Origin of the sequence: Vreelandella hamiltonii (assembly GCF_014651775.1) — a bacterium.
Lineage (GTDB): Bacteria > Pseudomonadota > Gammaproteobacteria > Pseudomonadales > Halomonadaceae > Vreelandella > Vreelandella hamiltonii.
On the sequence record NZ_BMXN01000005.1, the window covers coordinates 212,793 to 232,710 of the forward strand.

19 protein-coding genes are annotated in these 19,918 nt (G+C 59.1%); 6 read left to right on the forward strand and 13 right to left on the reverse strand.

The features are described from left to right. Nucleotides 1-60: 60 nt before the first annotated feature. The 6 genes from IE091_RS06830 to IE091_RS06855 form a co-directional block, all read right to left on the reverse strand. Entirely contained in the window at nucleotides 61-930 is an 870-nt protein-coding gene (locus tag IE091_RS06830) for an OmpA family protein (protein WP_039181848.1), read from the reverse strand. A gap of 244 nt (nucleotides 931-1,174) precedes the next feature. Continuing rightward, entirely contained in the window at nucleotides 1,175-1,642 is a 468-nt protein-coding gene (locus tag IE091_RS06835; RefSeq protein WP_144984616.1) for a DUF2489 domain-containing protein, read from the reverse strand. A 91-nt stretch (nucleotides 1,643-1,733) separates the two neighbouring features. Continuing rightward, nucleotides 1,734-2,657: a heme o synthase gene (locus tag IE091_RS06840; RefSeq protein WP_096922921.1), complete on the reverse strand. Its 924-nt coding sequence runs from the start codon at nucleotides 2,655-2,657 to the stop codon at nucleotides 1,734-1,736. Nucleotides 2,658-2,704: 47 nt separating this feature from the next. Further along, nucleotides 2,705-3,757: a COX15/CtaA family protein gene (locus IE091_RS06845; protein ID WP_189463165.1), complete on the reverse strand. Its 1,053-nt coding sequence runs from the start codon at nucleotides 3,755-3,757 to the stop codon at nucleotides 2,705-2,707. Nucleotides 3,758-3,794: 37 nt separating this feature from the next. Continuing rightward, nucleotides 3,795-4,298 carry a hypothetical protein gene (locus IE091_RS06850; protein WP_039181860.1) on the reverse strand — a complete coding sequence of 168 codons (504 nt, stop codon included), beginning with the start codon at nucleotides 4,296-4,298 and terminating at the stop codon, nucleotides 3,795-3,797. Between the two features lie 4 nt (nucleotides 4,299-4,302). Continuing rightward, a complete protein-coding gene (locus IE091_RS06855; RefSeq protein WP_308428120.1) occupies nucleotides 4,303-4,950 on the reverse strand; it encodes an SURF1 family protein in 648 nt (215 codons plus the stop codon). Between the two features lie 55 nt (nucleotides 4,951-5,005). Here IE091_RS06855 and IE091_RS06860 point away from each other — a divergent pair, with 55 nt between their 5' ends. Further along, nucleotides 5,006-5,197, forward strand: coding sequence for a DUF2909 domain-containing protein (locus tag IE091_RS06860; RefSeq protein ID WP_039181867.1), 192 nt, complete (start codon nucleotides 5,006-5,008; stop codon nucleotides 5,195-5,197). A gap of 4 nt (nucleotides 5,198-5,201) precedes the next feature. Here IE091_RS06860 and IE091_RS06865 read toward each other — a convergent pair whose 3' ends face one another. The 5 genes from IE091_RS06865 to IE091_RS06885 all read right to left on the reverse strand — a co-directional run bounded on the left by IE091_RS06865 (nucleotide 5,202) and on the right by IE091_RS06885 (nucleotide 9,792). Next, nucleotides 5,202-6,062, reverse strand: coding sequence for a cytochrome c oxidase subunit 3 (locus IE091_RS06865; protein ID WP_039181869.1), 861 nt, complete (start codon nucleotides 6,060-6,062; stop codon nucleotides 5,202-5,204). After that, complete coding sequence (locus IE091_RS06870) at nucleotides 6,059-6,643, reverse strand: cytochrome c oxidase assembly protein (protein WP_039181871.1); 585 nt, start codon at nucleotides 6,641-6,643, stop codon at nucleotides 6,059-6,061. The genes IE091_RS06865 and IE091_RS06870 overlap by 4 nt, the downstream gene beginning before the upstream one ends. 28 nt (nucleotides 6,644-6,671) lie before the next feature. Then, entirely contained in the window at nucleotides 6,672-8,330 is a 1,659-nt protein-coding gene (gene ctaD / locus IE091_RS06875; protein WP_039181874.1) for a cytochrome c oxidase subunit I, read from the reverse strand. 45 nt (nucleotides 8,331-8,375) lie between these two features. Continuing rightward, nucleotides 8,376-9,494, reverse strand: a complete 1,119-nt coding sequence (gene coxB, locus IE091_RS06880) for a cytochrome c oxidase subunit II (protein ID WP_039181877.1) — start codon at nucleotides 9,492-9,494, stop codon at nucleotides 8,376-8,378. A 124-nt stretch (nucleotides 9,495-9,618) separates the two neighbouring features. Continuing rightward, nucleotides 9,619-9,792, reverse strand: coding sequence for a DUF2970 domain-containing protein (locus IE091_RS06885; protein WP_084123813.1), 174 nt, complete (start codon nucleotides 9,790-9,792; stop codon nucleotides 9,619-9,621). A gap of 240 nt (nucleotides 9,793-10,032) precedes the next feature. On the opposite strand from IE091_RS06885, the gene IE091_RS06890 reads away from it, so the two are divergent. Continuing rightward, nucleotides 10,033-10,245 (forward strand): hypothetical protein, encoded by a 213-nt coding sequence (locus tag IE091_RS06890; RefSeq protein WP_096922917.1) that lies wholly within the window; start codon nucleotides 10,033-10,035, stop codon nucleotides 10,243-10,245. Nucleotides 10,246-10,266: 21 nt separating this feature from the next. Here the strand turns inward: IE091_RS06890 and hrpB are convergent, their stop codons facing one another. Both hrpB and IE091_RS06900 read right to left on the reverse strand, forming a co-directional pair. Further along, on the reverse strand, nucleotides 10,267-12,711 hold the full coding sequence (gene hrpB / locus IE091_RS06895) for an ATP-dependent helicase HrpB (protein WP_189463166.1): 2,445 nt from the start codon (nucleotides 12,709-12,711) through the stop codon (nucleotides 10,267-10,269). An 8-nt stretch (nucleotides 12,712-12,719) separates the two neighbouring features. Continuing rightward, on the reverse strand, nucleotides 12,720-13,370 hold the full coding sequence (locus tag IE091_RS06900; protein WP_039181886.1) for a TetR family transcriptional regulator C-terminal domain-containing protein: 651 nt from the start codon (nucleotides 13,368-13,370) through the stop codon (nucleotides 12,720-12,722). Nucleotides 13,371-13,578: 208 nt separating this feature from the next. On the opposite strand from IE091_RS06900, the gene xdhA reads away from it, so the two are divergent. From xdhA to guaD, 4 genes are read left to right on the forward strand one after another with little or no spacing between them, the layout of a single operon-like run. Then, nucleotides 13,579-15,036 (forward strand): xanthine dehydrogenase small subunit, encoded by a 1,458-nt coding sequence (gene xdhA, locus IE091_RS06905; RefSeq protein WP_189463168.1) that lies wholly within the window; start codon nucleotides 13,579-13,581, stop codon nucleotides 15,034-15,036. Continuing rightward, nucleotides 15,020-17,443 (forward strand): xanthine dehydrogenase molybdopterin binding subunit, encoded by a 2,424-nt coding sequence (gene xdhB / locus IE091_RS06910; protein ID WP_039181892.1) that lies wholly within the window; start codon nucleotides 15,020-15,022, stop codon nucleotides 17,441-17,443. The genes xdhA and xdhB overlap by 17 nt, the downstream gene beginning before the upstream one ends. Beyond that, entirely contained in the window at nucleotides 17,440-18,309 is an 870-nt protein-coding gene (gene xdhC, locus IE091_RS06915) for a xanthine dehydrogenase accessory protein XdhC (protein ID WP_189463170.1), read from the forward strand. The genes xdhB and xdhC overlap by 4 nt, the downstream gene beginning before the upstream one ends. Before the next feature lies 1 nt (nucleotide 18,310). Continuing rightward, on the forward strand, nucleotides 18,311-19,627 hold the full coding sequence (guaD, locus tag IE091_RS06920) for a guanine deaminase (RefSeq protein WP_189463172.1): 1,317 nt from the start codon (nucleotides 18,311-18,313) through the stop codon (nucleotides 19,625-19,627). Nucleotides 19,628-19,918: the final 291 nt, after the last annotated feature.

Below are 19,918 nucleotides of genomic sequence, written 5' to 3' on the forward strand. Positions count from 1 at the left end.
TTTGACTCTCTTTCAGCGCCACACATGTGGCCTGTCAAGGAGCATCATACCGACAAGTGATTAGTTCCACTCATCCAGTTCTACGCGACGGTTCTGCGCACGACCTTCGTCAGTGTCGTTGGTCGCAACAGGACGCTCTTCGCCGTAACCTACAGCACGCATGCGGTTAGCTTCTACGCCACGCTGGGCAAGGTAGGCAGCCACGGACTCGGCACGACGCTGAGACAGGTTCTGGTTGTACTCGGCAGCACCACGTGAGTCGGTGTGGCCTTCGATGCTGACACGTACGTCAGGGTTGTTGACCAGACGCTCGGCAACACCGTTCAACACTTGCTGTGCATTGGCAGTCAGCTGTGCGGAGTCGAACTCGAAGTTGACATCACGCAGTACCAGGCTTTCCGGGCAACCCAGCGCGTTCACGGCAACACCAGCGGGGGTATCAGGGCACTGGTCACGGTAATCCGGCACGCCGTCACCGTCGGAGTCCAGCGGACAGCCATTGGCGTCTACTGCCACACCAGCAGGGGTACCCGGGCACTGGTCACGGTAATCCGGCACGCCGTCACCGTCTGAGTCCAGCGGGCAGCCTTCAGCGTCAACTGCCACGCCTGCAGGCACTTCACCATAGCTCGGGCACTGCGGTGCAACCGGCTCAGGGGTGTGGTCGGCACACAGCAGACCACCGATGGCAGCGCCAGCTGCGAAGCCAGTGGCAGCGCCGCTCTCTTCGTCAGAGCTGCCGCTAGTCGCGTAGCCAATGCTGCCACCGATCAGGCCGCCAGCAAGTCCACATACGGCGGGATGCTGGTACCAGCTACGGTCACTGCTTGCACTCGCCTGACCAGAAGACTGAGAGGCAGAGCTGGCGCAGCCAGAGAGGCCTACTACGAGGGCAGAACCGATTAGCAAGCCAGTTGTTGATTTTTTCATGCAAGACTCCTTCTTGATCCAATGCTGATATGGTCTGTGACCAAATCTATCTAATGCTTCTTTTAGCGAGAGCATCCATTTTTCGCTGTTCTTCTTCAGGATGGGCGCCGGAGCGCATCATGAAATCGAACGAGGTGCCTATCATTAACGTTTCAGCGTTAGAAGGCAACAATGCCGTGATATCAACTTCTTGCCAATACCAACGTGTTTAGCATAGCAAAGCTGACACCAATGACACTAAAAATCAGTGTAACGCCTTGGAACCTTTGGCTCGCCACTGGATCACAGCTGCGGCAGCGGCAAGCACCGCAGGTCGCATTTCAGCTTCCACTTCGAGCCGTTCCTTGTCTTCACGCATCCGCTCTCGGGGCGTCAATTGCTTGCGAGCAGAGTGGGTCTTGAGATGCCGCGTCCGGTTGTAGACTTCGGCAAATGCTTGAAATTCTGGCCTTTCTGCAAGACTAGGATCAACGATTTCCAGCAGCACCTTACACCGCCAAGAGCCTTCGGTGATATCCACCTGCTCCTGCACCAGCGCGCTTACGACGTAATCCAGATTTTCAAGGCTGTTCTGCTGAGCACGCTGCTCTTCCTCGATACGAAAAGCTTCCCGACGCTTTACCTCCTTTCGCAGGGAATACGCATAGCCCCCCAGCCCGGCAATCACCATCAACGCGACAGCCAGCAACAGTAGTGCAACGGTAGAGCTCATGAAACCTCTTCATTCAACCGTGAAATAGTTTAACGAAAATTGTACACCGTTTTCTACAGCGTAGACCAATTTTGTCATTTGCTCGTCCTCGCTACCCAAGGGCCGAGGGCAGCAGAAAAGTATAATGGTCCAACAAGAGCGCGCCAAACAGTCCCAGCAGGTAACGAATGGAAAACCAGAAGGCAAGCAGCGGCGCTTCTTGGTCATCCCCTTTCCATACGCGCCAGCTCCAATAAATGAACCGCGCATTGAGCGCTACGGCAATCACCAGATAGACCCAGCCACTCATCCCGACGACAACCGGCAAAAGTGATGCGGCAACCGTCAACCAGCTGTAGAGCCAGATCTGCAGTTGCGTAAACACGACGCCATGCGTCACGGGCAACATGGGGATGCCGGCTCGGGCGTAATCGTCACGCTTGTGGATAGCCAACGACCAGAAATGCGGCGGTGTCCATACGAAGATGATCAACATCAGCAACAAGGGCTCTGCTGATACGCTGCCCGTCACGGCGACCCACCCAAGCAGCGGCGGCGAGGCCCCTGCCACACCACCAATGACGATATTTTGCGGCGTGGCACGCTTGAGGTACGCGGTATACAGCACGGCGTAACCCACCAAGGATGCCAGCGTCAGCGCAGCCACTAGCGTATTCACCTGCCAGGCAAGCAGTCCAATGCCCGCCACCGAGAGCCCCACGGCCCATAGCACGGCCACCCAGACAGGCAAGCGGTGTGCCGCCAACGGCCGCCTTGACGTACGCGTCATCACAGCATCCAGATGGCGGTCGATGATATGGTTGAACGCGGCGGCCCCACTGGAGGCCAACCCGACACCCAGAAGGCCGTAGATGACCGCTTTCAGTGGTGGCACCCCTGGTGTCGATAGCGCCATGCCTACGGCCGTACATACCAACATGACGACTACCACGTTGAGCTTGCACAGTAACACCAGCTCTTTCAATACTCCCCAGCGCACGGCGGGCAAGGTGCTATCCAGTGTTGCGTATCGCATAGTGATCACCTGATGGATTGTTATTGTTTTCAAGGTCAATCATTGGACTATCGGGCCTGCACGTATAACGCTTTCCCGTCGAGCGCCTGCACTGCGTGTGACCGTTCAGACATATAACGGTAGCGCCACCAGGCCCACCCCAGACCCAGGCACAACAGCACGGCGCCAGCGGTATGCAGCAACGCCAGCCACAACGGCAGCCAGAGCAACACATTGGCAACACCCAACCCTGCCTGTAACACATACAGCAACACGACCATGGACAAGGCACCCACGACCTCACTCTGGCGGCGATGGCGGCACCAGAGCGCCAACAGCACGATACCCAGCAGCAACGCACCTAAACGGTGTACCACGTGAATGGCAGTGCGCGCATCGGCATGCAGTTGACCATGCAAATAATTGGGGCCCACGGTCTGGGTCAGATGAAACCCTTCGCTCAAATCCATTTCAGGCCACCACTGGGTGTTGCAGGTGGGAAACCCTTGGCACGCAATGCCGGCATAATTGCTCGTTACCCAGCCCCCCAGTGCCAATTGCAGCACCAGCGCCACCCCAGCCAGCAGCCAAAGCAGGCTTGGCTTTCGGGGAGACGCCAACACCCCTTTTGCCGACCGCCGGATACGCAGATGAAGCCAGAAAAACAGCATCAACACACTCAGCCCGCCCAACAAGTGCAGCGTGACCACCTGTGGCCAGAGCTTCAAGGTCACGGTAAATGCGCCAAACGCGCCTTGGATGAGGATCACTACCAGTAGCGCGACGCTTACCTTCCACGGGTAGCCTTCTCGGCGCCTCAATGGCCACCCCAGAAGCAGCGTTCCGATCACCAGCAGCCCGAGAAAACTGGCGACATAGCGGTGCCCCATCTCGACCCAGGCCTTGAACGGGTCGAGCGGCACATCCGGATGACGCAGTGCCGCATGCTCGCTATCAGGCACCAGCAATCGCCCATAGCAACCAGGCCAATCGGGGCACCCTAGCCCAGCATCCACCAAGCGAGTCCAAGCCCCCACCAGAATGACCAGCATCGTCAATAGCGTGCCTGCCAGGCTCAACGCTACCAGCAGGCGCAAACGGTGCTTATCGGAATGAATCATCACGTGTCCTTACGGCTGTTCAGTCGCCGGGAGAAAATTACAGAGCATTCACTTTGAACAAGTGCCTGATATCTTTGAGCATGTCTGACGCAGTGGCCGTTGTGTGATAGGCCAGCGCTGGGCGGCCTGCGGGGTCCAGCACCCAGACTCGTTGCTCACCACGCCAAGTGGGCAAGGTGTGCCATGTCGTAGCCGCCTCCCCAGGCAATATCTGCAAGTCGCCGCCTATCCTGATGCGTTGCAAGCGCCCTGCCTCCCGTCCGAGCGCGCGGTGCAAACGCCACAGTTCATCCTGTCTTGCTTCACAGGGCTCCACGCACTCGAACACCAGCATCCACTGCTCACCAGGCTCAAGTCTAGACGTTAGTGGCCACTCCTCCAGTGGTGGCGCAGTCACGGAAATATCGCCATGAGCGGTGTAATGGGAAGGTATACCGATGCGCCATGTCACCATGACCCATGCGATCACCACCGGCGCGGCAAACGCAACGAACAGTAACATCAGGATAAGACGAGGAAAACGCTTTGCGCTGGAGGACATCGGGTTAACTCCTGATTCTCGCGACCCGAGGGTCATTCATGAGGCGGTGGCCCCCGATCAGCATTACCGCCAGAGCCGCCAACGCCAGGCCCCACCACTGAAACGCATAAGCCTGATGACGAGCCGGTGGCACGACATTGGCTTCCCACCAGGGGATCAAGACACCATCGCCCTCCTGAGCATGCACCCATCCGGCAAAACGGAACTCGCCAAGTGCGGACGTCCAGGGAGCCAGGTCGAGCCGTTGCAGCCTCACCCCTTCCAGATTATTGCCATAGACGAGACCATCCGAATGCGCCACCTGCCACTCGCCGATGACCTGCACCAGGCCTGCTGGTGTCGCCGAAACCGGTGGCTCTCGGCTGCTGCCGGTTTCCATGAACCCACGTTGAATCAGCCAGAGCTGACCATGTTCGTCACGCAAGGGGGTCAGCACGGCAACGCCCAGGCGGCCATTGAGGATACGGTTATCGAGATAGAGCGTGTTCGCCGCCAGATATTCGCCCTGCAGGCGCAACGTGGCGCCCTCGACTGGCTCACTGACCGGTGACACCAGGGAGGGGGCTGCGGCACGCTGGTCAAGCGATCGCTGCTTGTCAGCAGCACGCTCCCACTGCCATAGTCCTAACAGCACACCAGCAACGACCACCACGGTCCAAAAACAACCCCATACACATAACCGCAAGGTAACACGGGAGCGTCGACGCATGGCACTCAAGCTACTGATCGCATTGGTATTCATAGGCATGGTGGCCAGCCTCGCCGCAGGTGCTGGTTTTTTATTGCGAGACCACGGCGCTTCACGGCGCCTTCTGACCTCGCTGAAGTGGCGTGTCGGCCTGGGCTGTCTGCTCATGGCATTGCTCATTTTTGGCTTCTGGTCCGGCGAACTGGGCTGACGCATTAAAGCACATAGACAAAGATGAACAGCCCTACCCACACCACATCGACAAAATGCCAATACCAGCACGAAGCTTCGAAACCAAAATGCTGCTCATTGGCGAAATGTCCCTTGATGATTCTGACCAGCATGGTGGCCAGAATCAGTGTGCCAATGATCACGTGTAGACCATGAAAGCCCGTGAGAATGAAAAAAGTCGCGCCAAAGATACCGGCTTCCAGGGTAATCCCGTAATGGTGGTAGGCTTCGTAGTACTCGACCCCCTGAATGACGATGAAGCAAATGCCCAGACCGACCGTTGCCGCCAGCCAATTCCGACATGTTGCTCGATAACCCAGCTTGAGCGCTTCATGAGCGACCGTCAGGGTGATGCTCGATGTGACCAGCAGCAACGTATTCACCAGCGGCAACTGCCATGGGCTCAGCACGCCATGGGGCCCTGACACGGCAGCATCAGGAGGGTTCAACAGCGGCCACTCGGGAATGAAACCAGGCCATAGCAGCGCCGATACACCTTTGGCACCCTCACCGCCCAACCACGGAAGCGCAAACGTTCGGACATAGAAAAGCGCCCCGAAGAAAGCTGCAAAGAACATCACTTCCGAAAAAATGAACCACCCCATCCCCCAGCGAAACGAGCGATCCATCTGGGCATCGTACAAACCGCCCATCGACTCATGCACGACATCTCGGAACCAGAGACCCATGACCGCCACCACGGCCACCAATCCAACCGCCAAGACTGGCATACCGGTGCCATAGACCAGCTGAATACCGGCACCGATCATCATCACACCCAGCGCAATCGAGCCCAATACTGGCCACCGGCTGGTCGCAGGTACGTAATAGCTGCCGCTGCTCATATGCTGCCTCCTGAGGCATTGTCATAAGGGTCACTCAGTGCGACGTGATGAACGGGATAGAGGGTGTACACCAGCGTAATCGTATTGATGTCCGCTGGCAGATCCCGGGCGAGTTGAAATACCAGCGGTATGGTCAGCCGTTCCTGGCCTTGCAACTGCTGCTCTTGAAAGCAGAAACAGCTGACCTTGCGAAGGTGTGTCGTGGCGTTGGAAGGCGATACGCTAGGCACGGCACGCCCCCAGCTCTGGGCTTGGCTATTATTGGTGAACGTGAAATCGACCTCGGCAGTTTGCCCGGGATGCACGCGCATCTGGCGCGTGGCAACACTCATCTGCCAGGGCAACCCCGCGCTGCCACGAGTAATGAACTGGACCGTGATGAAACGCGACGTGTCCACCTCTTCGTGAACGATGGCCTGGGCGGTCGTATCCACCTTGCCATTCAGCCCTGTGATACGGCAGAAAACGTCGTAAAGCGGGACCAAGGCAAAGGCGAAGGCAAACATCCCCACCAGTACTGCCGTGGTGCGAATGACCGTACGCCGAACGGCTACCGTTTGCTCTGCACTGCTGATGGCCATCTTGGAGCCCTCCCCCGACTACGCATGACTAATCATGTGCCTGATGGCGTTGAAAGACAGGTGGCGTCTCAAAGGTATGCAGTGGCGCCGGGCTAGGCACACTCCATTCCAGATCTTCAGCCCCTTCCCAAGCCTTGGCCGGTGCTTTTTTACCCCCCTTGACACACAGTACGACGACCAGCACGAACAGCAGTTGAGAGAAACCGAAGAAGAACGCGCCGATGCTGGACAGCAGGTTGAAGTCGGCGAACTGCAGCGCATAGTCGGGAATCCGTCTGGGCATGCCCGCCAGCCCGGCAAAATGCATGGGGAAAAAGGTCAGGTTGACCCCAATGATCGAGCACCAGAAATGGCACTGAGCCAAACGCTCGTTGGGATAGTGGCCGGTCCATTTGGGCAGCCAGTAGTACACGCCTGCCATGATGGCAAAGATGGCCCCCGGCACGAGCACATAGTGAAAATGAGCGACCACGAAGTACGTGTCATGGTATTGAAAGTCGGCCGGTGCAATGGCCAGCATCAGCCCGGAAAAACCACCGATGGTGAACAGCACCACGAATGCCAGTGCAAACAGCATGGGTGGCTCGAAGCTGATGGAGCCTCGAAATAGCGTGGTTACCCAATTGAATACCTTCACGCCGGTTGGCACGGCGATCAGCATGGTGGTGTACATGAAGAAGAGCTCTGCCGCCAACGGCAAGCCCACCACGAACATGTGGTGCGCCCATACCAGAAACGACAGCAGCGCAATGGCTCCCGTGGCATACACCATGGAGGCATAGCCAAACAGACGCTTGCGCGCAAAGGTTGGAATGATCGCCGACACGATACCGAAGGCTGGCAGAATCATGATGTAGACCTCGGGGTGCCCAAAGAACCAGAACAGGTGTTGGAACAGCACCGGGTCACCGCCCCCCGAGGCATCGAAGAAGCTGGTTCCGAAATTGATATCCATGAGCATCATGGTAATCACCCCCGCCAGCACGGGCATGACGGCAATCAGAAGAAAAGCGGTAATGAGCCATGTCCAGACGAACAGCGGCATGTCCATCATGCGCATACCGGGGGCACGCATGTTGAGGATGGTGGCGATGATGTTGATCGCCCCCAGAATGGAGCTGATACCGGCGATGTGCAGGGCCAGGATGAAGAAGGTCGTGGAGGGTGGCGCGTAGGTAGTGGACAAGGGCGCATAGAAGGTCCAGCCAAAATTGGGCCCGCCGCCCGGCATGAACAGTGTTGAAAGCAGGAGCGTGAAGGCGACGGGCAGCAGCCAGAAGCTGAAGTTGTTGAGCCGAGGAAGCGCCATGTCAGGCGCTCCAATCTGTAGCGGGATCATCCAGTTGGCCAGTCCCGTGAAGGCAGGCATGACGGCTGCGAACACCATGATCAAGCCATGCATGGTGGTCATCTGATTGAAGAACTCGGGCTGTACCAGCTGCAGTCCTGGTTGAAAAAGCTCTGCCCTGACCACCAGTGCAAAGATGCCCCCAATGAAGAACATGGTCAGCGAGAAGATCAGATAGAGCGTACCGATCTCCTTGTGATTGGTGGTCAATAGCCAGCGCATGAGTCCTTTCGGGTGATGCGCATGCTCATGGTGGGCAGAACCGGCGCTGGCATGAGTGCCAGCGTGAGTGGTAGAGCTATGCTGCAACGGATGCTGAGGGGGTAGTTGGGGCGCCATGAGCTTCTCCGCCTGCTTTTCGTTGTTATGGGTAAAAACGTGGAGTTATTGGGCTATCAGCTCAGCAATGGCTGCAGGCTGTACCGTTTCACCCGTGTCATTTCCCCAGGCATTGCGGGTATAGGTGACCACTGCGGCAATTTCAACGGGGTTCAGAGTTGCCCGGAAGGCAGGCATCGCCGCGCCAGAGACCCCATTGACGATCCTGTCGATATGCCAATCCAGGTCTTCGATCAACTGATCATTACCGGCCAATGCAGGGAAGGCCGGCATCGCCCCTTGCCCTTCGGCTTGATGGCAAGAAGAACAGATGGCGCGGTACACCGCTTCCCCTCTGGCCATCAGTTCCTCCATTTCCCATTCACGGTCGACGCCCATGGCCTCCTGCTCGGCCGCTTCACGCCGCTCTACCAGCCAGGCATCGAATTCCTCTTCTTCCATGGCATGTACCACGACAGGCATGAAGCCATGATTGACACCACAGAGTTCGGCACACTGTCCGCGATAAATACCGGGTGTATTGATCTGCACCCAGTTTTCATTGATGAAGCCGGGAATCGTGTCCTGCTTGACCGCCAGCTCGGGCACCCACCAGGAGTGGATGACATCGTCTGAGGTCATCAGAAAGCGCACTTTGCGATTGATTGGCAAGACCAGGGGTTCGTCCACGTCGAGCAGATAGTGCTCTCCTCGCTCCTCCTGCCCGCGGATCTGCTCCCAAGGGGTGCTCATGTTGGAGTTGAAGGCAACGTCTTCGCCCAGGTATTCGTAGCGCCAGCGCCACTGCTGGCCGGTGATCATCACATCCAGGTCGGCTTCCGAGGCGTCATACATGTTCTTGAGCGTAGCGGTGGCGGGAATCGCCATACCGACCAGAATCAGCACGGGAATGGCCGTCCACAACACTTCCACCGTGGTGTGCTCGTGGAAATGGGCTGCTTTGGCTCCCTTGGCGTGGCGATAGCGAAACAGCGAGTAGAACATGACGCCAAACACCACGACGCCAATGACGACGCAGATCCAAAAAATGGTCATATGCAGATTGAAGATATCACGGCTGACGTCCGTGACACCCACCGGCATATTCCAACTATTGGCCGACGCCGCTGACGCGACGGCAAGACTCGATGAGGGAAGTAGTAGCCATCGCCACACTGGGGGCATAGAAACCTCCTTTATTATTGTTGTTCTCGCCATGCTTTTATTAAAGCAGGATTAAGACGTCAATCTCAGTATAGAAAACAAATGCCATTCGTCACGCAAACCTTGCGTGATTTGCCTCAACGTTTCATCCGGCGACCCACTTGGCCAACCAGGCAATCGCCAGTACGAACAGGAGCGTGACGACGACCCCCGTCACAATGAACGCCGCAGGTCGCTCGCTGGAGAAGTCCTGCCTGCGCTGCCGATCATTCTGCACCCCGATCAGGGCTGCCAGTACCGACTTCAAGACTGACCACATGTCCCCTCCCCACCTTCTGCACTCAACCGCCTGGGCGTCTTCCTGGCGCCCTTTTACAAGGACACCTGACTGATATCCCAGCATAGACACAAGGTGAACATGCCCGCCACCGACCATCATCTCCATTGCTGCATCGACACCATTGAAATTAGCTTGCGAGCAGTGGCGGTGCGCTTCACACTACGCAGCACTCGTCGTCACCCTTTTTCATGAGCATGTGCCATTTTCAGGGAGCTTTTCATGCCCAAGCGTCGTATCACGCTGTCTGGTTTCGTTTTTATTCTTGGTCTGTCGAGCCTGGCGGGCTGTACCACTTACACATGGCCGGATGGCTCTCAGGAAACGGTCTTTGGGGTGGTTTCCGAAGATGAGAACAAGCGTTACGAAGAACCTCGCGCGGACGGCGTACGCTATCAACGCCCTGGAGAAGTACCGGAACCTGCACAAGAGTAAAGAGCACGCTTTGACTGACCTTCAAGCGTTGCCCAAGCGGCGCTTGGTCAGTGCCGTGGCTTGCGCCGTCAAGGGGTCTTCTGGCCACGGGTGCTTTGGATACCGCCCGCGCATCTCTTTTCTCACCTCCGGGTAGCCGGTCAGCCAGAAGCTGCGCAAGTCCTGGGTTACCTGCAGAGGGCGTCGGGCCGGTGACAGCAGGTGAATCATCACGGCCACTTGCCCTTCGGCCACGGTCGGTGTTTCTTGCCAGCCAAAGGCCTCCTGCAGCTTCAATGCCAGCACCGGCGGCCTGCCCTCCAGGCAGGGAAGATAGTCCAGCGTAATCGTGTTACCGCTCGGCGCGGTAAGGCCGATAGGCGCCAGACGTGCCAACGCACTCTGCGCTTCCCAGGTCAGCGTATCCAGCAGGCACCGCGCGAAAGGCAGTTTTTCGACTTGTGCCAGCCGAGTCATACCGGCCACGTAAGGCGCCAGCCACTCGTCCAAATCATCCACCAACGCAGCATCGGACCAGTCGGGCCATTGCCTAGGGAAAGTACGCTTGAGCAGCGCCATGCGCCCCTGCAAGCGCCTGACCTCGTCATTCAGCAAGGCTGAAGGGCGGCGCTGCAAAGCGCTCATCAGCGCTTGTTCGGCAGCGGCGGCGGGCAGCGTCTGTAGCGGGCGTGCCGCCAATACCAGCTCACCGTGACACTGCACCGTTTCGGCCACCAGCTTGCCTGGCGGCTCTTGCCAGGCAACTCGTTCGTGCCACCTCGCCGTCGCCGGATAAAGGGCTCGCAAAGCCTGTTCGGAGAGGGGCACTGCCCTCTGGATCGGTGCATCACGGCTAGCGCTGTCGAGGTGAACGGCCACCAGATACGGCTCGTTGGCCAACGGGTGCTGCGGCGATAGCGTTGCCGTCTTGCCATTGGCCAGCTTGAAACGCCCGAGGTTCATGAGCTGGGCCACTCGGTCAGGAAACGCCACCGCAAGCAGCTCACCCAGAGGCTCAAGATCAAGGCGTGACGGCACCGTGCATCCCATCAGCGCCGCCAGACGCTTGACTTCCTGGTGCCAGGCTGGGAATGCAGAAGGTGTTTTCAGCCGAGCGGCCAGGGCTTCCTGCAATGTTCCCTCAAGACGCTCCCGGCCCTCCAGCAGCGCTGCCAACGCACAGGCCAGCGCGGTATTTTCTCCAGCCTTGGAGCGCACCAGCATCGCGGCCAGGCGAGGCTCCACCGGCAAGGTACCGCACTGCTGCCCCAGCGGTGTCAGACCGCCGGCCTGATCGAGCAGCGCGAGCCGCTGGAGAAGATCGCGCGCGCTCTGCCATGCGCCCTTGGGGGGTGGAGATAGCCAGGCCAGCGCGTCGGGTGCATTGACACCCCATAGCGCCAGTTCCAGCGCCAGCCGCGAGAGATCGGCCTGCAGCATCTCGGGTTCACGGTGCGCAACCAGTGGCTGGTCCTGTGCCCACAGACGATAGCAGTAGCCTGATTGCTGGCGACCCGCGCGCCCACGCCGCTGGTCGGCGCTGGCACGATTGACGCGACGGGTAGTCAACCGCGTAAGCCCCGTTTGGGCACTGAACTCGGGCACCCGTTCAAGGCCTGCGTCAATGACGACGTTGACGCCGTCGACCGTCAGGCTCGATTCGGTGATCGAGGTGGAAATGATCACCCGCCGCTGCGTACCAGGGCTAAGTGCCGCTTGTTGAGCATCCAGCGTCATGCCGCCATGCAGCGTGCGAATATCCAGCGTCAGCGATGAAGCCGCCAGCGCCTGAGCGAGCCGGCGGATGTCCGCCACGCCGGGCAAGATGACCAATATGTCCTGGGCATCGTCCAGCGCCACGGCTTCCTCCACGACGCTGCGCGCCGCCATGGCGGCGGTCTCACCGCCAACAGGTGGCCGATATAGCGTGGTGACCGGAAAGGCGCGGCCACTGCTCTCGATCACCGGAGTATGCTCGCCCAGCAAGGTACGCAGCGCCTCTATATCCAGCGTCGCGGACATCACCACCAGGCGGAGATCGTCACGAATGCTTTGCTGCACGTCCATTGCCAGCGCCAGACCCAGGTCGGACTCGATACTGCGTTCATGAAACTCATCGAAGAGAATGCCGGCCACCCCCTCCAGCAGCGGGTCATCCTGCAGCATGCGCGTCAGCACCCCCTGAGTGATCACTTCCAGCTGCGTGTCAGGCCCCACCCGTTGATCACCGCGCATGCGATAGCCAATACGCTTACCCACCGGCTCACCCAACTGAGCGGCCATGTAAGTTGCCGCCAGCCTGGCCGCCACCCGCCGAGGTTCGAGCATCAGCAGGCGCTGGCCACGCGCCCAAGGGCGCTCGATGAGCCGCAACGGCACGCGGGTGGTCTTGCCCGCGCCGGGCTGCGCCACCAGAATGAGGCGAGAGTGGGTGTCCAGAGCGTCTTCGATCGACGCCAGGTGTTGCTCGATGGGCAGCTCAGGCATGGTCGAACTCATGCAATGGATACGACTGGGCGCTCTATGCCACAGCCTTTCAAGATCACATGCTCCAGGAAGCGACAAATAGCGTCGATGTCCTCCTCGGCCAGTGCCTCCTGGCCGAGAATGCCGTTCACCTGGGCACTGTACTCGGTATAGTGCTGGGTGGATGACCAGATCAGAAAAATCAGCCAGCGAGGATCCACATCATCCATCTTCCCCTGTCGCGACCACTCTCGCATGATGGCGGCACGGCTGCTGACCCACTCTCTCAGCTCACCGTTCAGGTAATCTTTCAGAAAAGGTGCGCCACCCAGGATTTCAGCCGCAAACAGCTTGGAACCCTCGGGATAGCGCTGACCAAGCACCATTTTGGTGCGAATAAAATCGCTCAATACGGCTGCCGGGTCACTCGCGGGGGTAATGTCCTCCAGCACCGCGTTCCAGCGCTTCATCATGCGATTCAGTAGTCGCACATAGAGCGCCTGTTTGCTCCCCATGTAATAGAGGATATTGGCCTTGGGCAAACCAGCGACGTCAGCAATCGACTGCAGGCTGGCTCCGCGATAACCATGCTGAGCAAACACCTGTTCGGCGGCACTCAATATCGTCTGCTCGATGCGATCCCTGCTGGCGCTCTCATGGTTAGCGGTATCAAGCGTCATTGAGTAAGCTCCTTGATATAGGCTCGGGTTGTGCCGATCAGCTCAGGCCCAACGTCGGACAACGCTGCAAAAAGGGGCATTTTCGCTCTTTATGCATCGTTTCAGGGCATCAAAACGCGCTGACAACAAAGTCTTGCAAGCCACGCTTTTTTGTCCCAAGCTCACCATTATTGACCAATCGGTCAGAACAATCATAACGGAGTTTGGCATGGCAACGATTGAGTTTCTGCTCAATGGCACCCGTCAACAGTGTCGAGTGCCCCCTGAGACCAGTATTCTAACGCTGTTACGCGACCATTTGGGGGCCACGGGCACAAAAGAGGGCTGCGCTTCCGGCGACTGCGGCGCTTGCACAGTCGCCTTGAAAAGCAGCGACCCCGATCAGCCACCGTTCCTAACGATCAATGCGTGCATTACCCCGGCCCACCAACTGCACGGCCAGCATCTCGTCACTGTGGAAGGCCTCTCACAGGGCAACTCCTTGCACCCTGCGCAGCGCGCCATGATCGACTGCCACGGCAGCCAGTGCGGTTTCTGTACGCCGGGCATCGTCATGTCGCTGTTCAGTTTGCATACGCAGCAGCAGCGTCAACCTGCCCCCTTGACGCCCGAGCGTCTGGAAGCCGCGCTGGGTGGCAACCTTTGCCGCTGCACGGGCTATCGCCCGATTCGTGATGCCGCGCTGACCATGCACGCCAGCGACTGGCAGCCGCCTCAATGGTGGGATGCCACGCTTGCTGACTCTCAGGATGGCGACAGCTCCACACAAGCCTTTCAGGAAGGTCCGCTATTTGCTCAGCCGAGCTCCCTGAGCGAACTGACAGCGCTGCGGCGCGATCTGCCCAATGCCAGGTTGGTCGCCGGCGCCACGGACCTATGGCTGGAAACGACCCAGCGCCTGGCCGCACTGGATCAACTGATCGATACCACTCGCGTGCCCGAACTGAGCATGATCTCGCCAGCGACCTTTCAGGGGCAGGAAGGATGGTGGGTCGGCGCGGCGGTGACCTATTCGCGGCTTGCTCCGCTGCTGGCAACACACTTCCCCGCTTTCGCGCACCTGCTCCACCGGCTGGGCTCGGAACAAGTGCGTAACCGGGGAACTCTGGGCGGCAATATCGCCAATGCATCCCCCATTGGCGATACCCCACCCGTGCTCCTGGCACTCGGCGCTCACCTCGAACTTGCCAGCCATGCGGGTACCCGCTGTTTGCCGCTGCAGGCATTCTTTATCGATTACAAAAAAACGGCCCTGGCCGCCGATGAGGTCATCACACGTATCTTCATTCCGGCGCTGGAGAAGAGTGCTTCACTCAGAGTGTGGAAGCTCTCAAAACGCCGTGAAGACGATATCTCTGCCGTTCTGGGTGCCTTTAGCTACCGCTTGGACGACGGCAAGTTAAGCGACGTGCGCATCGCCTTCGGCGGAATGGCCGCCACGCCCCGGCGCGCTCCGGCAACGGAGGCCGCGCTGGAAGGGCAAAGGGTAGGCAAACAGGCCTTTCAAGCGGCTCGGCAAGCGCTGCAAGATGAGTTCGAGCCCATGAGTGACGTGCGAGGCAGCCAGCAGTATCGTCAGTTGGCGGCCGCCAATCTGCTGGAACGACTCTACTTGTCGCTATCATCACCAGAACAGGAGGTCATGTTGCATGCGTACGCTCACTAAACTCGACAACGACAGTCGCCGGGCCCGGCATGAGCTCGACCAGCGTATACATGGCGCGGCACCCTTGGCACGCCATACCGTGGACAGCAGCGGACAGCGCCAGGCGGGGTCCTCCAGCTTTCATGAGAGCGCCGAAAAACATGTGACGGGGAAAGCGCTCTATATCGACGACCTCAAGACACCTGCTGATGCTTTACACGTGGCTCTGGGGCTCTCACCCGTGGCCCACGGAACCTTGACGCACCTCGACCTGGAGGCCGTTCGCACCGCCCCCGGCGTGGTCGACGTGATCACATTCCACGACGTGCCTGGCCACACGGACATCGGCCCGGTCTTCCCTGGCGACCCTATCTTCGTCGAGCGCGAGATCAGCTATTCAGGGCAGTGCCTGTTCGCCGTGGCTGCCACTTCCCTGAGTGCGGCGCGTCACGCGATGCTGCTTGCCAATGTGCAGATCGACAAGCTGCCAGCACAGCTGGATGCCGTTCAAGCCGCTGCTCAACAGGAGTTCGTTCGTCCCAGCCACACCCAGCAGCGTGGTGACTGGCAGGCCACACTGGAGCAAGCCGAACACGTGCTGGAAGGCGCGCTGTTCATTGGTGGACAAGAGCACTTCTACCTGGAGGGCCAGGCCTGCGTCGTCATTCCGAGCGAAGACGAAGGCGTCATGGTACATACCTCCAACCAGCACCCCAGTGAAACCCAAAAGCTGGTTGCCGAAGTGCTGGGTATCCCGTTTCATGCCGTCACTGTGGAAGTACGGCGCATGGGGGGTGGTTTTGGAGGCAAGGAAACCCAGGCATCCCCCTGGGCCTGCATTGCTGCCCTCATCGCACGACGCACCGGCAAGGCCACGCGTCTTCGCCTACCCAGACGTGACGACATGCGCGCCACTGGCAAGCGCCACCCCTTTCACAACCGCTATCGGCTGGCCATCGATTCACAGGGAGTGATTCAAGGCAGCGACATTACCGTGATCGGCGACTGCGGCTACTCTCCCGATCTTTCCGATGCCATCGTCGACCGCGCCATGTTTCACGCAGACAATGCCTACTCACTGGGCAATGCCCGTGTCACCGGCCACCGAGCCCGCACCCACACTGCGTCGAACACCGCTTTTCGCGGATTTGGCGGCCCCCAGGGCATGATGATCATCGAAGCGGCCATGGACGATATTGCCCGCCATGTCGGTGAAGACCCGCTGACCATCCGCAAGCGCAACTTTTACCGCCCAGAACGCGACATGACCCATTACGGGCAACAGGTCGACCAGAAGCAGTTGCTTCATACGCTCGTCGAGCGCCTCGAGCAACGCAGCGAGTACTGGACGCGTCGACAGCAGATACGGGATTTCAATGTCTCCAGCTCCGTCATCAAGAAAGGACTGGCACTGACACCCGTCAAGTTCGGCATCTCCTTCACCGCCCAGCACCTCAACCAGGCCGGCGCACTGCTACACGTCTATACCGATGGCAGCATCCTGATCAACCACGGCGGCACTGAAATGGGGCAAGGCCTGCACACCAAGATCTGCCAGGTGGTGGCTCTGGAACTGGGGCTGGACCTGGAGAGCGTACGCATCAGCGCCACACGAACGGACAAGGTGCCGAACACTTCCCCCACGGCAGCCTCCAGCGGTGCGGATTTGAACGGCATGGCCGCCCGCGATGCTGCCATCAAACTGCGTGAGCGTCTGTTCGATTTTGCCGCCAACCACTTCGAGGGCGGGCTGGATCGTGAAGGCATGGAGCTGAGGGACGGCATGCTCATCGCAGGCATCGGCGAAAGTGAACGCCGCATTCCCTGGGGCGAGCTGGTGCAGACGGCATATCTACACCGGGTTTCGCTGTCCGAGAAAGGCTTCTACGCGACGCCACTGATTCATTACAATCGCGCAACTGGCCAAGGCCGCCCATTTTATTATTACGCCTTTGGCGCGGCCGCGGCGGAGGTCAGCGTCGACACTTTGACCGGCGAGTATCAGGTCGACCGTGTCGACATACTTCATGATGTGGGCAACTCGCTCAACCCAGCCATCGATATTGGTCAGGTAGAAGGCGGGTTCATCCAGGGCATGGGCTGGCTGACCAGCGAAGAGCTCAAATGGAACAGTGAAGGGACGCTGGTCAGCGATGGTCCAGCGACCTACAAGATTCCTACCTTTGGTGATCTGCCCAGCGTCTTCAATGTCGAACTGCTGGAAGGACACCCTAACTCCATGGCCAGCCTGTACCGCTCCAAAGCGGTGGGTGAGCCGCCCTTCATGCTGGGGATATGCGTCTGGTCAGCCTTGCGCGATGCCCTCGCCAGCCTGGATGACTACCGCAGCTCACCGCGTCTGGATACCCCGGCCACGCCCGAGCGCGTCATGCTGGCGGCGCATGCCATTCGGAAAAGTGCCTTATGACCCATGAAATGCCCATGACTTGGCACGCCGCCCTCGACCATTGTCAACGCCACGGCACGCCTCATGTATTGGCCACCCAGATGACCAGCGCAGGCTCCACGCCCCGTGAGCCTGGCGCACGTATGGTGATTACCGAACACGCTGTCTTCGATACGCTGGGCGGCGGCACCTTCGAGTGGCAGACCATTCAGCAGGCTCGCTCCCTATTGAGCCAGCGCCAAGCGGGGTTCTCACTGGAATCCTTTTCGCTGGGCGGTCGTAGCGGGCAGTGCTGTGGCGGGCTGGTCAACGTCCTGCTGGAAGTATTTCTGGGCGCCACCGCTCACATTGCCCTGTTCGGCGCGGGGCATGTCGGGCGCGAGATCGTCAAACTCAGCGCTCCTCTGCCTTGGCAGCTCGATTGGTATGACAGCCGCGCCGATGCTTTCCAGTCAGATGTCCCTCGAGCACGCTTGAGTTGTCATTTGCTAGGCGACGTTGGAGAGACGGTGGCAGGCTTACCCCTTGGCACCCATGCTCTGGTCATGACCCACGATCATGATGAGGATTATGCCTTGATCAAGGGGTTGCTGGAGCGCGCCGATATTGCGTCCATTGGGCTGATAGGCTCCGACAGCAAGTGGGCGAGCTTCAAAGGGCGCCTTTCCCGAGCAGGTGTCGACCAGCCGATACTGCAGCGCGTGCGCTGCCCCATCGGCTCGGTCAGGGATACCAAGCTCAGCAATAAAACCCCCTACGCCATCGCGCTGAGCGTGGTGACGGAATTACTCTGGTTGACCGACCAACCCTATGCCACCGAGACCCGTGGCCTGGATAGCGCTACGCTACGCGCGCTTTTTGCCCCTACTGCAACGCACTCGAGTTGATATGACCTTGCCCACCGATACGCTTATCCGCGCTGAATTGATCAGCTTTCCCAATGACCCCGGCGATGGCAACCTGCCCCACCCTGGCAGTCTGGAACACTACGCTGACGGCCTCTTGTGGCTGAAGGGTGGGCATATCCATGCAGCGGGGCATTATGCCGACCTGGTTGATCAGTTGCCGAAAGCAGCGGAAGTGATCGACCATCGCGGCAAGCTCATCATGCCAGGATTCATCGATACTCACGTCCACTATGTCCAGTTGGACATCATGGCCTCTTATGGGCGCCAACTGCTGGATTGGCTGAATGACTACACGTTTCCAGCCGAGTGCCAGTTCGCCAATCATGATCACGCCAAGGCGTTATCGGAAGCGTTCTTGAGCGAAATGCTGCGCGCAGGTACCACCACCGCGCAAGTGTTTGGCTCGAGCCACCCAGGCTCCGTGGATGCCTTTTTTGCAGCCTGCCAAAAGCGGCAGCTGCGCATGCTGGTAGGCAAGGTACTGATGGATCGCAATGCCCCCGATGCCTTGATGGATGGCGTCTCGGGTATCTCCGACACAGAGCGACTCATCGAGGACTGGCATGGGAAGCAGCGCCTCGGTTACAGCGTTACCCCGCGTTTTGCGCCCACCTCGACCAGAGCGCAAATGGACGCGGCAGGTGCCCTGCTGCGCAATGACCCTACCCTATGGCTGCAGACCCACCTCGCCGAGAACAGCGGAGAGCTGGACTGGGTGGCGGAACTGTTTCCCGGCAGTCGAGACTATTTGGCCGTTTACGAAGAAGCAGGACTCGTCGGCCCACGCAGCACCTTTGCCCACGGTATCCATTTGGACAACGGCATGCGCCAACGGTTGGCAGAGCGCGGCGCCAATATCGCCTTTTGCCCCAGCTCCAACCTGTTCCTGGGTAGCGGCCTGTTCGACCGAGACGCTGCCCGAGAGACGGGCATGGCATTTACCTATGCCAGCGACATTGGCGCAGGCACGGATCTTTCAGGCTTCGGCACCTTGAAAAGTGCCTACCAGGTAGGCCAACTGCGTTGTCAGCCTCTGACCGCCTGGCAAGGATTTTATGGCCTCACCCACGGCAACGCCAAAGCCCTCTCTCTGGATAGCCACATTGGACAGTTGGCCCCTTCCTACGAAGCTGACTTTGTCGTGATCGACCCTGACGCCACGTCACTGCTACAGCGACGTAGCCAGCACTGCACCACCCTCGGTGAACGGCTATTTGCATTGATGATGCTCGCCGATGACCGCGCTATCTATGAAACCTGGGCCGGAGGCGTATGCCAACACCGCAGAGACGCCTAGCAACCGATCTCTTGTAAAGTCACTCTCACCCAGCCACAGGCTGGGTGTTTTTTTGCTCAGGAATTTTCCCAACGAACGTTTCTCGACGCCCCTTCCCACGACAAATTTAACGCACAGCAAAAAGCCCCGAACACAGTGTGCTCGGGGCTTTCTACTTAATAAGTGCCTGACGATGTTCGGGCCGGCCACCCGGCGGGCGGCGCTCCGCTACTCTTCAGGGGGAGCCCCCCAAAAAGCAAAACCCCGACCATAAGGCCGGGGTTTCGTAATAAGTGCCTGACGATGATTCAC